This window comes from Gottfriedia luciferensis (assembly GCF_001712755.1).
GTDB classification, from domain to species: domain Bacteria; phylum Bacillota; class Bacilli; order Bacillales; family Bacillaceae_G; genus Gottfriedia; species Gottfriedia luciferensis_B.
This window is the reverse complement of sequence record NZ_MDKC01000006.1, coordinates 52,702-71,673: the sequence shown is the minus strand read 5'-3', so window position 1 is coordinate 71,673 and position 18,972 is coordinate 52,702. Positions and strand designations below refer to the sequence as shown.

Genomic DNA, 18,972 nt, shown 5'->3' with positions numbered 1-18,972 from the left:
CTACTATATAAACTGGGAAAACAAGTTGCTCGTATCAATCTTCACTTATTAAAACTAACAATCTTTTTAACTAATAAAAAAGTGCAAGAATTTTTTACATCCCTACACTTTTCTTAATTGAATAATTATTTTTGTGATACAGTTATTGTTTTTGGACTTATCGTAACTTTAAAGCGTTGTTTACTAACCACTTCGCTGATACAGTGTTCGTAACATTAGGGTGGTATTGTAAAATGCTTCCTTTTTTTACACATATTAAGCTTTTATTTTTGATGAAGATTCATATAAATCTACCGCTTCATTTACTGTGAATCCTTTATGAACAATAGAATGTATCGCTTGGATCATTGCAAGAGGATGCTGAGATTGCCAAATATTTCTTCCCATATCCACACCAGCTGCACCTTGCTCCATAGCATTATACGTAATTTCTAGTGCTTCACGAATTGTATCAAATTTTGGGCCACCTGCAATAACTATTGGAACCGGGCACTTACTCGTTACCTGTTCAAAATCGTCACAGTAATAAGTCTTAACAATATCGGTTCCCATTTCAGCTAGAACTCTTGAAGCTAATGCTAAGAACCTGGCATCCCGTTTTTCAAGCTCTTTTCCGACTGCGGTAATTCCAAGTACAGGTATTCCGTAATCATGAGCATCAGTTACAACTTGAGCTAGATTCGTTACTGTTTGAGTTTCGTAGTCAGAACCGATAAATACCGAAACCCCTACACCAACAACATTATGACGAATTGCTTCTTTTATTGAAGTAACAATCCTTTCATTCGCTAGATCCTTCCCTAACGTTGTAGGACCGCCTGAAACACGAAGTACCATTGGTTTTTCCGTATTTTTCGGAATACATGCTGCAAGTGTACCTCTTGTTAAATATAGCGAATCCGTGTATGGAAGTAAGTCTCTGACAGTTTCCTCAGGCTTTTCTAAACCTCTTATTGGCCCTAAGAAATAGCCATGATCTATCGCAAGCATTACTGCCCTCTTATTTGGTAATATTTTGTTTAATCGATTTAGAAATCCCCAACTCACTATCTATTCACTCCTTAACTTGATTTCTGGATTCTTTATATTAACAACATCTCTTTCCAAAATATGCGGAGATTTAATGAAGAGGGCTTTAAAGGTTTTGTCAGTTTGATTGATAAGGTAATGAGCATCGCCTGGTCGGCATTGAATCATATCACCTGGTATTGTAGGAACTTTAATACCATTAATATAGAAATCTATCTGCCCTTCGAGGATATAGAAAATTTCTTCGCAAACTGTATGATAGTGGTTTTGGAAGTCTTGACCTGGTTTCAATACAACCACACCAAGATCTACGTTGGGACCTTTTGTTAAATATTTCGGCCCGTTGTCGCCAAACCGATAATCGAATTCATTTTCGTGAACTTTCTTCATCCCTTCACCTCCTTTCACATTATTCTATACCAGGTGCCTTCCACATATGAGTCGTTAAACCACGATCAGCAAGTTGAAGCTGTTCTCGATATACACTTCTCCATTTTTCATAGATTTCTAGGTATTGGTCATGGTTTTCATTGTTAGGTAGGTGTGTCCTCTCCCACTTTACAACTTGGTTAACTGCTTGATGGATATTCTCATAAATTCCTATGCCAATCCCCGCAATTAATGCGGTGCCCAGTGCTGCTGTTTCTTTAACTACAGGTACTTTCACGGGCACTCCAAGGACATCTGCAAGGGTTTGACTCCAAAGCTTTCCTTTCGAAGCACCACCTGTGAAAATAACTTCACTAGGATAATAACCAGTTTCTTCTTCTATAATCTTTAAGTTTCCTAGCGTAATAAGTGCAGCATTTTCTTGAATAGATTTAAACATTTCTTTTTTACCAGTCATTAGTGGGTCTAGAGTGAGGTTAATAAAAGCTGGAGATGCGTGGCGCCAAGAGCTATAATTCATCGTATCTGAAAATATAGGAATAATCCCATTTGCCCCGATTGGAACATTTTTTGACTTTTCCTCTAAAATTTCATACGGGTCTCTACCGGACACTATTGCCTCTGCTTTTTCCAAATCACAAAATGCATCACGAAACCATCTCATTACAAGCCCAGGGAAAAATGCAATGGTTTCTAGCTGCCATAATTCAGGTACGGCATGGCAGTTAACCCGGATACGGCCACTTTTGTCAACTAAAGGCTGTCTCACATTGACTTCCTGCTGCCAAAATGATCCACCTGACACAACAGTCTGCCCCGCTTTTACCGCACCGACGCCAACTGAAGCCATTTGAGCATCTCCGCCTCCACAAATAACCGGAGTTCCTGAATTCAAACCTGTATACGATGCTACTCCATCCGTCACGTAACCGATAACGGTACCAGCTTCATTTACCGGTGGAAATAAAATATTTTTTAGTCCGCACATTTTTGCTACATCACTTTCCCATTTCCTTTTCTCAATATCAAATATTCCTGTAGTACATCCATTTGAAGGATCCACTTGTAGTTTCCCTGACAATTTATAAAGAATCCAATCATTAATCATAGTCATGTCAGTAGCTTTTTCATAAATCCCCGGTAAATGATTTTTTATCCACAAAAGCCTAGGCAATGCCCCTAATGCAAACATTTGACCTGATAACCTATAAATCTTGTATTCTAATTCAGGATCTAGTTCCTTTAAAGCTTTGACCTCATCCGAAGCTCGAGCATCTACATTTGCACAAGCCCAGATCTCCTTACCCGTTTCATCATAAAGGACAATTCCTTCCCTCATACTCGTAGCACTTATCGCTTTTATTTTTTTTGCGTCAACTCTTGTTTCTTCAATAACAGACTTTACACACTGAACGACTAACCTCCAGTTTGTTTCCCAATCAAAATCCATAGATCCTGGATACTTTTCATTTGATAAATGGTTCCATTCTATTTGTGAAAACCCAACTTGATTTCCTAATTGATCAAACAAAACAGCGCGAATACTGCCAGTACCAGCATCAATTGCTAGAATGTACGCCATTAATTTATTTCACCTCCATATTGAGTAATGAAATAGCTGTAACTTCATCTGTTATTAATGTCGTAATATACTTACCTTTTAAAGCTCTGTAGTTGGCATCAATTTTTTCTCTCCACCGGTCACGGCTATAACATTTAAGGCCCTTAGACTCTTCAAGTCTGTTCCGATTAACCTTTTATGGTGTGGCAAATCAATAATTTTGCCATTTCGATCGTAAAATTGACCTAAAATATCGGCGACTCCATTCTGATGTTTTATAAATGTCAGTTCGTTCATGGTCATTTTTTCTTCCTGAATAATTGTGGCATCTGGATAAATACCGCCAATTCCAACAAAGATATATTTTGTGAATTTAGCCAGCTCGAGAACTTCATTTATTGAAGGTTCAGATAAAAATTTTCCTGCCATTTCTTCAGTTGGAGCTATAAATGGAGCAGGAATTACATTTATATCCTGGAACTTTTCCAAACCGCCCTATTTTTGGCGATGATTATGGAGATAGTAATGAACTCCCCCAGTTAAGGTTACAACTGAAATATGACTAATGGGTTCAATTGTCAAGTATTCAATCGTTTTAGAAACGGCTCTTCCCCAACCTAAGCCAACCATATCATTCGGTTGCAATTTGTTTTGTAAATACTGAGCCGCTGCCTTTGATAAAGAAACGCTCAAATCCACTTTATTTAGAGGGCTTGGTATAATATAGGCATTTTTTAGATAAAAGCCTTCTTTGAATTCTTTTTCGATACTTAAACCATTTTTACCAATCCCTTTAATTTGGAATTGTACAATTCCTTCAGACCTGGCCCGCTCCAGCATTCTAACAACCTTGGCCCTTGACAATTCTAGTAAATCAGCTACCTCATTTTGAGTTAAGTTCTCTTTATAGTAGTACCAGGCTACTTTCATCAGCATATTTTCCGTACAATGATCTTGGCTCATCTACTACTACACCCCTTAACAAAAGTTCCCCATGAAAAAAATTGTTCACCTTCATATTAGAAATATATCCGTAATTTAAATAATAAGACCTGACAAAATAAGTTTCCGAACATTCAAAATTCCATTTCCGACTGGTAATACTATTGTAATTTTTGCTGTAATAATTAACTACAGTTGTCTTCAAATACTGAAGAATTAAATCGTAATTTTTTTCGGATAGTTTGTAAGCGTTTCTGAACTTTTTATTGGGGTGTTGACAAAAGTCCAATGAATCGCACTGAAGTGACTCTTCTAGAATTAGATCAGCTCCTAAAATGCTAACCATTAAAATAAAAAAAGAATCAGAGCAATTTTCCTGATTCTTTTTCTACTATTAAATTGCACTTAGGTATGTGAAACAATTAATTTATTCACAATCACCATCTAAAACAAACTCCCCAAATCCAACTGGAATGTTAAAGTTTGATCCTTTTGATAACATATACTCTTCACCACTGTGGATTAGTATAGCGATTTTCCAATAGACTTTTTAAAACAGATATTTCCTGTAATAACCGCTCTCCCACATTGGTTTCTAGAACCTTTTTTCTCTCGAGTTCTTTTTCCACCAATCTCTTTACTGATAAAACATCTGACCCTTTTAGTAGAACATCTTTTTTTGAATTAAATTTTTCATGGGCTACGAGTTGTATACCGCAGGAATTATATAATAAAGTGTAACCAGCAATACCAGTTGTTGATTGATAAGCTTTAGAAAATCCTCCATCAATAACAATCAACTTCCCGTTTGCTTTAATTGGATTCTCTCCTTTTATTTCTTTAACAGGTGTATGGCCGTTTATTATATGGCCTATGTTAGGATTAAGATTCATTTCTGCTAAAATTTTACAGCAGATTTCCTCTTTTTCACGTAAATGATAGTATGGATTCTTAATCTCTTTATGGGTTTCTTTGTCTTTAATAAAATACCTTTCAAAGGTCGTCATTGCTCTTTTCCCAAATAATGATGAAAATTCTCCTGTCCATAAATACCAGACCATATCTGTTGCAAGATCATCTGTCTCTTCAGGATGTGCAAATGCATGTCGTAAATAATGTTCAAAAATATCAAGTAGATCGCGACCTGCATAGGTTTGATTTTCAATCACCATTTTTTCCATATTTCCATTTTCATCAATTGGGATGCATCCATGTATTAATAAATTCCCATTATATTTCAAATAAAGACTGCCTTTCTTCATGAGAAAATTCATATGTCTAGCCAACTTTTCCGAATGCTGGACAAAAAACAATAGTCTGTCCAAGACTTGCTCTTCTTCCTCTATTAATTCACTAGGATTATCTGGATTTATAGTTGCAAAGCAAGAATTTTCTAATGGGTAAGTTTTCCCATTAATTGTTATTTCATTTTTGTCATAATCAATTTTTTCAAGCAAAAGCCTTTCTGACATATTAAAATATGGTCGTCTCTTTATAATTGGCATTTCAAGCTTGAACTGAATAATTGCAATCGCTTGATGGATTTTAGTGATTTGCAAAAGTTCATGATCAGACTTTTTTTTATCCGAATTGCTCTTGGGTCTAAACGCTAGATTGTCCTTATAGTACTTTTCCGCAAGATTAAGAAGTGGTATAAGATTTATCCCATACACATCTTCAATAATACTTAAGTTGTCGTACCTGGCACAGATACGAATAATATTAGCTAGGCAAACCTTTGATCCAGCAAAGGCGCCGATCCATAGGACATCATGATTTCCCCATTGAATATCAACAGAATGATAATTAATTAGAGTATCCATAATTTTATCAGGTTCAGGTCCGCGATCATAAATATCACCCACGACATGTAGATGGTCAACTACCAACCGCTGAGTAGAATAAGCCAGACCTGTTATAAGCTTATCTGCCTGACCAAGAGAAATAATTTGCTGAACGATTTTTGAATAATATGCTTTCTTATTTGTGAATTCATCCGTTTTGTAAAGTAACTCTTCTATTATATAAACAAACTCTTGAGGCAATGCTTTATGTAATTTAGAGCGTGTATATTTAGATGACGAATAAGAAATTAACTTTATCATACGGTCAATGATTACTGTGTACCATTGATGTAATTCTTGTTTATTTACACACTTATCTCTAATTAATTTTAATTTTTCTTCAGGATAATAAACTAACGTCGCAAATTCATTAAGTTCTGTATCAGATAGTTCGTCTTGAAATAGGTCTCTTATTTTCTCTTTTACTCTACCCGAACCATTTCTTAACACATGTTGAAAAGCTTGATACTCCCCGTGTAAATCACTGACAAAATGCTCTGTCCCTTTTGGCAAATTAAGGGTGGCTTCAAGATTAATAATCTCAGTTACCACCTTTTCTTCACTATCATATTTATGTGCAAGTAAATCTAAATATTTTATGTTCAACTTTATGATATCTCCTTCTATTTTCTTCATTTATTTTTCGAGCGAAGATTCGGTTTATTACCTACATGATAAATGTAAACTCGACTGTATTTTATAATAGTAGATTACATTTTTAGAGGAAATCTATACATTGTACTCAACAAAGTGTATTGGGTGATTACAAGGAAGATACAAGTAAATTTACAACTTTGAAACAAGTTGTACCTAAATTCGAAACATCCAGTTCTTATCATTCTCTTATATAGTTCGAGCTTTTTAGACAATAATATAAGGGAGATTTAAAAATGAACAAGTTTTGTATTATTTATCCACAAACTAGTAGACAAAGCCATATCTGGGGGTACTTTCTTTTATGAAATATTTAGTTCTTTCAATTATGATTAGCTTACTATTATCTTTTAATAGTTGTTTTTCCAAAAACAATAATTATAATGATTCTAGTGCAAAAAAAGAGAATCACCAAATAAATATAGAAAACGCTAATATAAAGAAAAACGCAACATTAGATATACCTGAAAATGTAATGAATAAAACGAAGCAAAGTAATGCAATTAGAACTGTTTCACACCCTGATGTAATGACAGTTTTAGTAAACAAAAAATATTTTTTACCTAAAAATTATGTTCCAAAAGATCTAGTTTATCCAAATGTTTCATTCATTTTTAAAGAAAAGCTTGAAAAACGAAAAATGAGAAAAGAAGCAGCAATCGCATTAAAGAAATTATTTGCTGGAGCTCAAAAAGATCATATCTATTTAAGTGGTGTTTCAGGATATCGCTCATATGCGACTCAAAAAGTTCTTTTTAATCGATATGTAAAAGAAGATGGCTATGTTAATGCAAGAAAGTATAGTGCATTACCCGGTTCAAGTGAACACCAATCAGGATTAGCAATTGATGTAAGTAGTAGCACTGGAAAATGTGCGGCTACAAGCTGTTTTGCTAATACAAAAGAAGCTAAATGGCTTGATAAAAATAGCTCTAATTATGGTTTTATTATTCGATATCCAAAAGGTAAAGAGCAGATCACAGGTTACAAATACGAACCTTGGCATATTCGGTATGTTGGCGTAACAACAGCAAAACAAATAAAAAAAAGAAACTTAACCTTAGAAGAATATTTAAACGTCTATCCAGTTTCAAAATAAAAAAATCTAAGAACATAGTATCTCTTATTGATAAAAGGCTATGATTAAAATACATAGCCTCTTTATGTATTCAGTTTTTATGACTTCCGTTCATTTAAAATGAGCTCTTTGCTTTAACCTTAGTCTCCTCACAATTATTATGATTACTTCTACTGCGTGTTGGCCGTCCTTTGTAATTTTTAGTCCTTAATGTCTATTAAAATAGATCAGGTTTACCTACATCATTTCATTTATGATCGATGTTACAATGTGTAGTGAATCCCATTCTCCACTTGAAAATTTTATAATCGGGTATTTTTTTGGAAATAGCTTATTTCGGATATCTTCAGCTGAATTCCCTTCTTTATGTAAGGTTAATACATTATGTTTAATAGATAATAAATAGTCTCGTTTTCGTTCAAGCGCTGCACGACCATCTTCTATAAACCCTGCGTGGCTGCAAAATACATCTTGAAAATCATAAGTTAATACTCGCTCTAATGAGTTAATAATTGTAGGGATACATTCTTCTGCTAATACGACTTTTGTCCGCTCACTTACAAATAAATCTCCCGTAAATAATTGACCAGTCTCCTGATTTAATAATGCTTTATGATCAAAAGCATGGCCGGGTGTATCGATTACTTTCCATGTCGCATTTCTTGATGTAAACGTTTCAGGTATAGCCTTAGCGTGAAACGGCTTTCTCTTTCCCCAAAAAAGTTGCCTATATAAAGGATAATCTGCATGTCTTGCGCAATAATCAATTGTTTTTTCACTTAAATAAATTGGTAGATTCTTAGTTTTTTCAATATAAGAAGCACAACCTGAATGATCTTCATGAGAATGAGTTATCATTACTTGATCAAAATCTGCTTGGTCAATAAAAGATTCGAAATATCTATGTAAAGACTGCGATCCTGTATCAATTAAAACTCCATCCACTAAATAACTGTAAACATTTAATGAAACACTTAGATATTTAACTTCCCCATTCAAGTAGGAGACGCCATTTTTCTCTCCTAAGTTTGAATTTTTCTTTAAAAACATCACCTTTCATCTCCTTAGTATTAAATAATAAAGATATATAATGCTTAAATTTTTTTATACTTTAAATATTCTGATTTTAAATTTAACATTTAAATGAATGAATAGCCACTCATTTTTTTAATTGAACTGAACTGTCATTTAGTACATTAAAAAAGGACTTGATTTAGCTCATTGCTAAGATTTTCACAGCTTCCACGATCGAATGATAATTGGATAATTTGATTTTCTCCTATTTTATTGTGCAATACTTCCTTTGCAGAATCAGTTATTTGAAAATCCATTTATATGCCCTCCTTAAAGTAAAGAAATTGTACTATCAAAAGACTATTTAAAAATTTTATAATAATCATCATAGCTAATGGCTTATAATCTTTTTCTCAGATTAGTTTCATTCCAGATTGATAATTTGTGTTTTCCTGTTTGCATCATATTATTCTTAGGAAAAAATCTGATCAATTTCTTGAATTTCTTCATTCGTTAAATTGACTTCAAGTGTTTTCAGATTTTGCAAGACTTGTTCTGCCCGTTTTGCTCCTGGAATGATGACGTCAATGGCTTCACGGGTAAATACCAGGCAAGAACGACATGGGCAACTTCTGTTCCTTTTTCACCGGCAATTTTACGAACTTTTTCGATTTTTTTCAGGTTTTCCTCAAAAACACCCTCTCGGAATTGCTGGCGTTTTCTCATTTTTTCACTTAAATCGGTATTTTTATTATATTTGCCTGTTAATAATCCTGAAGCAAGTGGGAAGTACGGTATAAAGGAAATGCTATTTGCAGCAACATTGGGGAACAATTCTTTCTCGGCCCCGCGGCTTAGCAGATTATACTCCCCTTGGAAGACATCCACATAACCATCTTTATTGGCTTCTTTCAATTGCTCAATCGAAAAATTGGAAACACCGATTGCTCTGATTTTCCCCTCATCCTTCAATTGTTTTAGGGCTCCGACGGCTTCATCCTTTGGCGTATCCTGATCAGGGAAATGAATATAAAATAAATCAATGTAATCCGTTTGCAGACGTTTTAGGCTCTCTTCGACAGATTGTTTTAAAAAAGCAGGCGAATTATCAATTACAACTTCAGAACCAACAAATTTATGGGCTGCTTTCGTAGCAATTACAATTTCTGAGCGATTACCATTTTCTTTTACGACTTCACCAATGATCTCCTCAGAACGTTTGGGACCGTACATAAAAGCTGTATCTAATAAATTTATCCCGTTTATTAGCCCTGCGCGAACTAATTCCCTACCAGTTTCTTCATCAAGATTATGAAAAAGATTGTGACCGCCTACTGCGTTTGTTCCTAAACCAATTGGATTGACATATAAATCTGTTTTCCCGATTCGAACGTGCTCTGCCATTTAACTTTCAACTCCATTCTAGTATTATTTTTCTTTACGGATACGAACGTCTTTTTTTCTTTTAGTTCTTGGGGTTACAATCACCACATTGTTACTTTACAATCATTACACCACAATGCGCATGCTGGACCACTTTATGGCTTACACTTCCCACGAGCAGTTCTGAAAAGAGGCTAAGTCCCCTGCTTCCCATTACGATTAGGTCGTAATCTCCCTCTTTTGCCTTCTTGCATATCATCTCTGCAGGATCTCCAATATGGTATTCGCAATCGTATTGGATAGATGACCCTGAAAGAACTTGTTCAGATTCCTCAAAAATCATCTTAGCTTCCTCTTCTAGCAATTGTTTAATATCCACTCCGAAAGCAACTGTATTGTAATTGTTACTTGGAATAACGTGAAGAAGCGTTATATGTGCATTTATCCCCATATTTTGCGCCAACCATTCAGCCGATTTCAATGCATGTTTGGAGTGTTCAGACCCGTCAACTGGAACCAAAAACCGTTCATACATGTTCTCTCTCTCTCCTTTTTATATAATGTTATCTTTATAATTAAAAAATGACGTTGATTATCGCTATAAACTTTAGAATAATAACTTTTATATCTGTAGGTGCGAATTATCCCGATGTATTGGAAAAAAGTTTCATTGAAAGTTACTGCCAATTGAACAAATGAGTCTTAAACCATTCCACGGCTTCGCTGCTCGACTGATCGAAATACTTCTTGTATGGGTCAAAATGTCCTCCCGATATCAGCACCAATTTTTTGGGCTCAAGAGCTTGCTCGTAAGCAGCAAGTGACAGATCGGTAGGAGTTATAAAATCGTTTTTTGCAACCAACATTAACAGTGGGCTAGGACTTATATTGGCAATAAAAGCTCCCGGCTCATAACCTCTAGATAACTCAATCGAACGAAGCGTAACTTTGTTAATAAATTTCTCTGAGCCTTTCAAATAGAATTCAATTGCATCCTTCGATTTATATACGCTATTTTCAAATTCTCCTCCTGGTACGACCGAATAATAAACGGGATCTTCACCGCGTTGCCTGTTTAATCTATCTTCTGCAAACGAAGACAACAACTCTGTTAGCGCTTCTCCGTTCACTCTTCTTTGGGCAATTTTCGAGCCGCTGATTGTCGGAACCTGAGATACGATGCATTTTACTCGTTTATCGGTCGCGCCAACTACCAAAACATGTCCCCCGCTGTAGCTTGTACCCCATACCCCGATTGCATTGCTGTCGACTTGAGGTAGCGAGCTTGCGTATGTTATTACATGCCGGTAGTCCTCCAATTGCTGCCAAGGATCTATTTCGTGCCTTGGAGTTCCATCGCTGTCTCCAAAATTCCGATGATCGAACAACAATACAGCAAATCCGTTGGTAGCGAACTTCTCAGCGTAAGGCTCCAAAAACATCTCCTTCAGTCCCGCATATCCATGTGCCATCACAATGGCCGGGATCGGCGTAATATCATCGCGTTGAGGCAAATAAATCCATCCTCTAAGCATGGTTCCTTCAGCATTTATTTCCACATCATTTTTCGTAAAACCCGATTCTTTATTCATTACACGTTTACTCCTTTTATGATCTAAAGGAAGTGTAGACTGCTCCACATTCTTCTCCTTTGAATAATAAATTACATTTCGAACTTTAATTAAATTGAAATGCAGGGAGCTGTCTGCCTGCTTTAAACGATTCAACCGTGGCGGGTAATACCGTTTCAAATAAACGTTATCCTTATTCAAACAATGTGAACACGATCCGGTGCCAGTTCTTTAAAATCCTGTATAGATTTAATATTGCGCGCTGTAGCGACCACTTTGTCTCCTGCATTTAGCAGCTGTTGCACAAATTCTCTACCGAATCCTGTTGAAGTTCCTGTAATAAACCATACTTTACTCATCTTTATCATTTCTCCCTTTTTTATTAGTTCAGATCTAATCCTCTGCTTTAATGACAATACTTGACCTTGACAGTGATCGATCGATTACTTATTTTAATTTGATTATTTTTAATAGTATCCCTTAAAAATTTTCTACATATTGCAACCTTCACGTAGTTTGCAAAATCTTAAAGGAGATTCTCCAATCTTTAAACCATATATGCAGTTGCTTTAATCACAACAAATAGTAAAACGCTTCATTCAAGAACATTCATTCTCAAATAAACAAAAAAATTAAAATTTGTTTGCATTCCCCCTTTCAGTTCTTTACTTCATATTATCTTGATGCGCCTTGATTTGGAACTGTTGTGCTATATGTCTCACGTTTAAATTTAACTGAATAGAACAATATATAGGCAACAATTATCGTTGCAAACAAATTAAGAAATACTAGTGCTAAGTTTAAATTGAAAAATTTTGTAAGTACTCCGACTCCTATAACAGGAACGATAAATCCAATATAAGCAACAAAATAAAAAGCTGATATTACACGAGGTCTAGACTCCGGTTCTGGCAGTTTACCTGCAAAAAATAACGCATTCTGAAAAGTCCATCCTCCACCTAGAGCTTGTGTGAATACACCTATCCAGAGTAAGGGTAAACTTGATGTTTGACCTGAAATAACAATAAGCCACGTACCAACAAGTAGAAACAGTATACCTAATCTGATACGAGTAATTGGATGATTCGGTCTAGGTATGAACTGAGCTGTTGCTGATCCACTTAAAAGGACGAAAAATATTAAACCTGAAATAAAGTGATTAGACGTATGAATTATATTTTTTACAAAAATAGGAATTAGAGCAAACGCAATTCCTTGTAACGTAAAAACTGTAAAAATAGGAAGTGCTGACATTGCCCAAAAATGTGAACGAATCTTTTTGGGAACACCTAGTGATATCTTGTTTTTTGCACGCTTTTGCTCAGGTGAAACGATATCTTTTGACAACGTTTCAAGAATTATGATTGAAATGATCAAGAAAAAAATCAGAATGTAAAATGGTAATTTTAACGGTTGAACGGGGATATATTGCAACATGAAAGCAGCAATTAATGGTCCAAGTCCAAAACCAACAAGAACTGTAACTCCTGATAATTTGAGTGCTGTACCTGTGTCTTTTGGAGAAGTATGTCTCATTAAGAAAGCAACTGCAGTACCTGTAAAAGCACCGTATGCAATCCCTTCTAATATTCTTCCAGCATATAACATCCACGCTTCAGTATTACTTAGCAATAATATGGTAGAAACAATAGAAAATAGGATACTAATACGGATTACTTTTTTTAATCCCCATATGTTCCCTTTTGCTCCAACAATAAGTAAAGTTGGTAAAAGAAAAACAGCATAAATAGCAAATAAAATTGTAATTTGCAAACTACTTAAATGATAATATTCGCTATACAAAGAAAACATTGGCGTAACAAAAGTTGCACCACATGACATCAATAATATAATTAATAACATTCTTTTCATATTTACATTCCTTTCTATTTTTTACTGTTCGTTCTCAAAAAATCAAAAAAATAATTGTGCTAAAAATAATGGAATTCAAATGTTTGTATGTTCACAAACATTTTATCTGTTGCTATTTTAAGAATGTTCATTCTAAAATAATTTTCATTCCTCCTATAGATTACAAATAAAAGTAAAATTTCTCCCTTTATAAAATGCTGATTGGTCATTACTATTGAAGACTAAACAATTAAATTTCAAAATCCACAATAATACTGTCAGTCATACCAGCTTCAATCATGTACGAAACTGCCTTTTGGTGTTCTGGATGTGGACCATAGGCTTTTAGTGCTTCTATGCTTTCAAATCGAACAGTTAAGCCAATATCAAATCCTTGATTCCGCTCGGAAAAATTGTGATTACAACGTAAATCAACAATGCCTGGTATCGAATTTGCCAAACTTTGCAGCTGTTGAATCACATTATCCTTTTGTTCCTTTGTGGTCATTTTATCGAACTTGATGATTACAACATGTTCAATCATGCCGTCACCTCCGTTTTAATAGTTAAAAAATCTTTCATCATTTCTATCTTTTATCTTATAGATTATTAACTCTTTTATCGTTCTCAATTGAAAAACAAATATTCCTTCCGAGACTAACATGTTGATTATTTGGCGTAAAATACTCATTTAATTTTGTTATTCTGTATTTCTATAAATATTGAAATTATAAATATAATTTGGTTACACATAAAAGCATTAGCTCCTTACTTATATATTTAAACATATTGAGAACGAACGGTAAATAATTATTTTTTACCATTTGTTCTCAAATTTTAATTTGATCATTATTATCACAAAGTAATGTACAGCTATTTTTATTTAAATTTCCATACACTTTTTTAATAATTGATGATTCACGAGAATGCGTGGTGAAGAGCATGACAATTGGACCAAAATCACATAATTTCTTTTACTTTCACTTTTCTATTAGTACCTGTGTATCTTCTATGAATAAAATTAGCAATTAATCGAGCTAATAAATTAAATAATAGTACCATAACGATCAACACTGCAGCCGACTTTGCAGCAATTTCGTGAGCGTCTGGAACAATACCTTCAGAATTCAATTTCCAAATATGAACTGCTAATGTTTCTGCAGGACGAAAAATATTAAATGGATTCATTTGACTATTAATTGGAGCAATCGAATTTAAAACTGGAGTTGTTAATCCTGCTGTATAGATTAGCGCTGCTGCTTCTCCAAATATTCTGCCTGCGGATAGAATAATTCCAGTAATGAGTTGTGGAATTGCTGTTGGAATACTAATTTTAACGATTGTTTGCCATTTTGTAGCCCCTAACCCAAAACTACCTTCTTTAATATTTTTCGGAACATCTAGTAGTGCTGTTTCTGATACACGGGTAAGACTTGGTAAATTTAATATTGTAATTGCTAAAGAACCTCCAATTAAAGAATAGCCCCAACCAGTCATTGTAACAAATACAAGTAATCCGAATAAGCCAACTACAATTGATGGTAAAGAAGCTAAAGTTTCTATACAAAGTCTCACAAAAGTTAGAAATTTCCCTGGCTTTGCATATTCTGCCAAATAAATACCTGATCCTAATCCAAGAGGTATAGAAATAGCCAATGTTAATACTAAAATATAAAATGAATTAAATAATTGAGGACCAATGCCTCCCCCGGCTTGCGTATTACTTGGTCTTCCAAATAAAAAGTTTGGGTCCCAAAATCCCCAACCATTTGAAATGATTTCCCATAGTAGATAAATAAGTAGTAAAACAATTAAATATGAAACGATATAGAGAATGATTGTCCATAATTTATCAATACTTCGAGCATTCATTAATCTTGTCCCCCTATCTTTTACCAATTAATCGAATAATTAAAATAAAGAAAAATGAAATGAGTAGTAAAATCATCGCCAATGACCATAACGCATTGTTCCATGGGGTTCCATTCATCGTATTCGCCATATCCATTGTTAATATACCAGTTAATGTGACAGTGGGATCAAAGATGCTTTTAGGGAATTGAAGAGTATTACCAATAACCATCTGAACTGCTAAAGCTTCACCAAAAGCTCTAGCTAAACCTAGTACTACACCAGTCAATACATTAGTGATAGCAGCAGGAACAATAGCCTTAGTAATTGCTTGCCATCGGGTAGAACCTAATCCATAAGAAGCCTCTAAATAATCTTTTGGAACTGCTCTAATAGCATCTGATGCTATACTGGCAATTGTTGGAAGAATCATAATACTCAATACTATTATTCCGGCAATTAAACTAAAACCAACCCCACCAATATGATTCCGAATAATCGGAACTAGAATTGTTACCCCCAGAAATCCGTAGACAACTGAAGGAATACCGACTAGTATTTCTAAAACAGGTTTTAATATTTTATCTCCAAAAATCGGTGAAATATAATTCATAAAAATAGCTAAGGCGATTGCAATTGGTGCTGCAATAATAACTGCCCCAATTGATACTACGATTGAACCAGTAATAAATTTTAATGCTCCAAACCTAGGATTTTGTGCGTCATTTGGGCTCCAATTAGGAGAAAATAGCATTTCAAATAATGAAATATTACTCTGAGTAAATGATTGTATTCCTTTACCTACAATAAAAATAATAATCAAAATCGTAGTAAGTACCATTAAAATACCGCAAAAGGTTACTAATGTTCTTCCTAAGTATTCATTTGCAAAATAATTTTTTTTTCTTATTTTCATAAATAACTCCTAATAATAATATAAGTGCTAATAAAGGGTGCCTAATCAAACTTAATTTGAAATAGAACACCCTTTAGAGTTAGATCATTATTTTAAATTACCCATTTTAGACATTGGTATATAACCCATTTCTTCAACTTTCGCTGAAAAATCATCGCCTTTAACAAAATCTATATAACTTTTTACAGGGTCTTTTAAATCGCCTTTTGTAATCATATACTCGTACGAATAAAATGGATATTTTCCATTTGTTATATTATCAATTGAAGAATCATTTCCATCAATTTTAACAATTGTTAAGGCATTCTTCTTATCTCCAACTAGATATGAATTTGCTAGATATGAAATCGTCCCAGGAGTACTATTAATTGCTTGCTCTACAGCTCCATTTGAATCTTGAACTGTACCGACTGAATCGTTTATTTTCACACCACTCATAACTGTTTTTTCAAAAGCTGCTCTTGTTCCAGAAGCAGCTGGACGATTGATCACATTTATTTTCTCGTCTTTGCCCCCAACATCTTTCCAATTAGTAACTGCCCCTGAAAAGATATCTTGAATTTGTTTTAACGTTAATGAAGAAACAGTAACATCTTTATTAACAATAATCGAATAACCGATACCTGCAACTTTTGTTTCAACTAAATCCTTTGCAAGAGCCGGATCACTAAGTTTTTCAGCAGCTGGTACATCTGAATTCCCAATTTGAACTGCTCCTGATGTTACTTGGTTCACCCCGGTTCCACTTCCTCCACCTTGTATAGTAATCGAAACACTTGGATTATTACTCATGAATTCTGTAGCAGCTTCCTCAGCTAAAGGCTGCAATGCAGTTGAACCAGCCGCTGTAATTGTGCCACTTAATTTTCCGCCACCAGTTTGATTCTTTTTATTCGTATTTTTTTGAGTGTTACATCCTACTAAAATGACTGCTACTAATAAAAATGAAAATATCAGTTTAATATTACGTTTCATAACTTACCTCCAAAAAGCAATTTGTTTAACTTTCAAAGTGTTGCACTTTATATTTACAAAAAATAGTTTATGTCAAATAAAAGCTGCTATTCAATGTAGATTCATTCACTCTCGATTCTTTTACTTTTCAAAATTTTTATAGTTTCACCGTTATTGGTTTAAAAAATAATGTTTACCTTTTACAAGATAATAAATATTTTCAGCAATATTTGTTGCATAGTCTGCAATTCTTTCTAGATATCTGCAAATAAATGCCATTTGCATTAAATTTGTAACGTGATCAGGTGAATCGGCGATACTATTCATTAAAAATTTAACAGTTTCTCCATATAAATCATCTACTTGATCATCGATTTCACCAATTTCTTTAGCCGCATGTAAATCCTCTGAGCGATAAGCATCCACCGCTCTAGATAACATATCAATTCCTAGTTCATGCATTTTTTCAATATTTTCTAATGGTAAATTTTCTTGTCGATCACGTATCCTAATCGTCGATTTCGCAATATTTACAGCATAATCTGCTACTCGTTCAAGGTCATGTGAAATTTTTATAGCTGTTAAATTCCTTCTTAAGTCTACGGCTACGGGTTGTTGTCTAGTAATGATTACAACGATTAATTCATTTATCTCTTCTTCTAGTTTATTAATACGATCATCTTCATCAATTACTTCTAAAGCTTTTTCAATATCTTCAGCTCGAAAAGCATCCATACTTTTAATTACAGCCTTTTTTGTTTTCTCAGCTAATTGGATGATTAATTCTTGCAAGGTCCTTAAATCTTCTTCAAATTTATGTCTCATAAATGATCACCTCCTAATCCTTCTATTAACCGAAACGTCCAGTGATATAATCCTCTGTACGTTTATCTTTTGGTGTAGAAAATAATTTATTCGTATCAGAGTATTCAACTACTTCACCACTTAAGAAAAAAGCAGTTCGATCAGATACACGAGCAGCTTGTTGCATATTGTGAGTAACGATAATAATACTGAATTCCTTTTTCAGATTATGTATAAGCTCTTCTACTTTTAATGTAGATATAGGATCTAATGCAGATGTGGGCTCATCCATTAAAATAACATCTGGTTCAATTGCTAAACATCGCGCTATACATAATCGTTGTTGCTGACCTCCTGAAAGACCAAAAGCATTTTCATGGATACGATCCTTCACCTCTTCCCAAATCGCAGCACCCTTTAAACTTTTTTCAACTATTTGATTTAACTCTTTTTTATCTTTAATACCTTGAATTTTTGGTCCATAAGCTACATTTTCCCAAATCGATTTAGGAAAGACGTTTGGTTTTTGAAATACCATACCAACATGGGTTCGTAATTCTTCAACGGGATAATTTTTATCAAAAATATTTTGATCACGATATAAAATACTACCCTCAGTTCTAACGGTTGGTACTAATTCAACCATTCTATTTAAAGTTTTTAAATAGGTGGATTTACCACAACCACTAGGTCCAATTATTGCTGTCACTTCATTTTCATAAATACTTAAATTGATATCTTTTAACGCTTTATCTTGACCATACCAAAGAGATAAATTCTGTGTATCATAAACAATAGGTGTTTTAAAATTAGACTGTTCTTCATTGTTTTTTTTTAGATCATTTTTTTCTTTAATCATTGTATTAGTCATGTATTTTGATACCCTTCCATTTTGAAGTTTTATTACTATACTTGAACTCTTAAATTTCAATTCGCCTCCAGTCGCTAATCTCCCTTATTTTTGCTACATTCGTTTTAATTACTTCGTCTTTACTTCTTGCTTAACAAGCGTCAATTTTACAATCCTATAAATATTAGTTAGATTTCCCTATTAACGAAGTAACATACTAATCAGAATTGTAAAGAAAAACTCACTATTCTAGTTGTAAAAGGAAGCACAAAAAGTCAAC

At 34.0% G+C, this 18,972-nt stretch carries 17 protein-coding genes and 2 pseudogenes; 1 reads left to right on the top strand and 18 read right to left on the bottom strand.

Going from position 1 to position 18,972, the window contains the following annotated elements; all coding sequences use genetic code 11:
* Positions 1 to 255: 255 nt before the first annotated feature.
* The 5 genes and pseudogenes from lsrF to BED47_RS07180 form a co-directional block, all read right to left on the bottom strand.
* Entirely contained in the window at positions 256 to 1,047 is a 792-nt protein-coding gene (lsrF, locus tag BED47_RS07200) for a 3-hydroxy-5-phosphonooxypentane-2,4-dione thiolase (RefSeq protein ID WP_069033086.1), read from the bottom strand.
* A gap of 3 nt (positions 1,048 to 1,050) precedes the next feature.
* The gene (locus BED47_RS07195; protein ID WP_069033085.1) at positions 1,051 to 1,419 is read right to left on the bottom strand and encodes a cupin domain-containing protein; all 369 of its coding nucleotides are present in this window, start codon (positions 1,417 to 1,419) and stop codon (positions 1,051 to 1,053) included.
* Between the two features lie 19 nt (positions 1,420 to 1,438).
* Positions 1,439 to 3,001 (bottom strand): autoinducer-2 kinase, encoded by a 1,563-nt coding sequence (lsrK, locus tag BED47_RS07190; protein ID WP_069033084.1) that lies wholly within the window; start codon positions 2,999 to 3,001, stop codon positions 1,439 to 1,441.
* A 4-nt stretch (positions 3,002 to 3,005) separates the two neighbouring features.
* Positions 3,006 to 3,943 (bottom strand): annotated as a pseudogene (locus tag BED47_RS07185) (sugar-binding transcriptional regulator).
* Between the two features lie 488 nt (positions 3,944 to 4,431).
* Positions 4,432 to 6,372, bottom strand: a complete 1,941-nt coding sequence (locus tag BED47_RS07180) for a fructose-bisphosphatase class III (RefSeq protein WP_069033083.1) — start codon at positions 6,370 to 6,372, stop codon at positions 4,432 to 4,434.
* Between the two features lie 352 nt (positions 6,373 to 6,724).
* Here BED47_RS07180 and BED47_RS07175 point away from each other — a divergent pair, with 352 nt between their 5' ends.
* Positions 6,725 to 7,519, top strand: a complete 795-nt coding sequence (locus BED47_RS07175) for a M15 family metallopeptidase (RefSeq protein ID WP_069033082.1) — start codon at positions 6,725 to 6,727, stop codon at positions 7,517 to 7,519.
* 216 nt (positions 7,520 to 7,735) lie between these two features.
* On the opposite strand, the gene BED47_RS07170 is transcribed toward BED47_RS07175, so the two are convergent.
* The 13 genes and pseudogenes from BED47_RS07170 to pstB form a co-directional block, all read right to left on the bottom strand.
* Positions 7,736 to 8,548, bottom strand: coding sequence for an MBL fold metallo-hydrolase (locus BED47_RS07170; protein WP_069033081.1), 813 nt, complete (start codon positions 8,546 to 8,548; stop codon positions 7,736 to 7,738).
* A 146-nt stretch (positions 8,549 to 8,694) separates the two neighbouring features.
* Positions 8,695 to 8,829 carry a hypothetical protein gene (locus BED47_RS24350; RefSeq protein WP_286143670.1) on the bottom strand — a complete coding sequence of 45 codons (135 nt, stop codon included), beginning with the start codon at positions 8,827 to 8,829 and terminating at the stop codon, positions 8,695 to 8,697.
* 155 nt (positions 8,830 to 8,984) lie between these two features.
* Positions 8,985 to 9,916, bottom strand: a pseudogene (locus BED47_RS07165) (aldo/keto reductase).
* Positions 9,917 to 10,007: 91 nt separating this feature from the next.
* Positions 10,008 to 10,430, bottom strand: a complete 423-nt coding sequence (locus BED47_RS07160) for a universal stress protein (RefSeq protein ID WP_069033080.1) — start codon at positions 10,428 to 10,430, stop codon at positions 10,008 to 10,010.
* A gap of 142 nt (positions 10,431 to 10,572) precedes the next feature.
* Complete coding sequence (locus tag BED47_RS07155) at positions 10,573 to 11,487, bottom strand: alpha/beta hydrolase (RefSeq protein WP_069033132.1); 915 nt, start codon at positions 11,485 to 11,487, stop codon at positions 10,573 to 10,575.
* A 176-nt stretch (positions 11,488 to 11,663) separates the two neighbouring features.
* Positions 11,664 to 11,825 (bottom strand): SDR family NAD(P)-dependent oxidoreductase, encoded by a 162-nt coding sequence (locus BED47_RS23415; RefSeq protein ID WP_139116346.1) that lies wholly within the window; start codon positions 11,823 to 11,825, stop codon positions 11,664 to 11,666.
* Between the two features lie 316 nt (positions 11,826 to 12,141).
* Positions 12,142 to 13,338: an MFS transporter gene (locus tag BED47_RS07150; RefSeq protein WP_069033079.1), complete on the bottom strand. Its 1,197-nt coding sequence runs from the start codon at positions 13,336 to 13,338 to the stop codon at positions 12,142 to 12,144.
* A 229-nt stretch (positions 13,339 to 13,567) separates the two neighbouring features.
* Positions 13,568 to 13,861 carry a Dabb family protein gene (locus BED47_RS07145; RefSeq protein ID WP_069033078.1) on the bottom strand — a complete coding sequence of 98 codons (294 nt, stop codon included), beginning with the start codon at positions 13,859 to 13,861 and terminating at the stop codon, positions 13,568 to 13,570.
* Positions 13,862 to 14,277: 416 nt separating this feature from the next.
* Complete coding sequence (pstA, locus tag BED47_RS07140; protein WP_069033077.1) at positions 14,278 to 15,189, bottom strand: phosphate ABC transporter permease PstA; 912 nt, start codon at positions 15,187 to 15,189, stop codon at positions 14,278 to 14,280.
* A 13-nt stretch (positions 15,190 to 15,202) separates the two neighbouring features.
* Entirely contained in the window at positions 15,203 to 16,084 is an 882-nt protein-coding gene (pstC, locus tag BED47_RS07135) for a phosphate ABC transporter permease subunit PstC (protein WP_069033076.1), read from the bottom strand.
* A gap of 87 nt (positions 16,085 to 16,171) precedes the next feature.
* The gene (locus BED47_RS07130; RefSeq protein ID WP_069033075.1) at positions 16,172 to 17,059 is read right to left on the bottom strand and encodes a phosphate ABC transporter substrate-binding protein PstS family protein; all 888 of its coding nucleotides are present in this window, start codon (positions 17,057 to 17,059) and stop codon (positions 16,172 to 16,174) included.
* Positions 17,060 to 17,209: 150 nt separating this feature from the next.
* Positions 17,210 to 17,863, bottom strand: coding sequence for a phosphate signaling complex protein PhoU (gene phoU, locus BED47_RS07125; RefSeq protein ID WP_069033074.1), 654 nt, complete (start codon positions 17,861 to 17,863; stop codon positions 17,210 to 17,212).
* 25 nt (positions 17,864 to 17,888) lie between these two features.
* Positions 17,889 to 18,713: a phosphate ABC transporter ATP-binding protein PstB gene (pstB, locus tag BED47_RS07120; RefSeq protein WP_069033131.1), complete on the bottom strand. Its 825-nt coding sequence runs from the start codon at positions 18,711 to 18,713 to the stop codon at positions 17,889 to 17,891.
* Between the last annotated feature and the right edge of the window lie 259 nt (positions 18,714 to 18,972).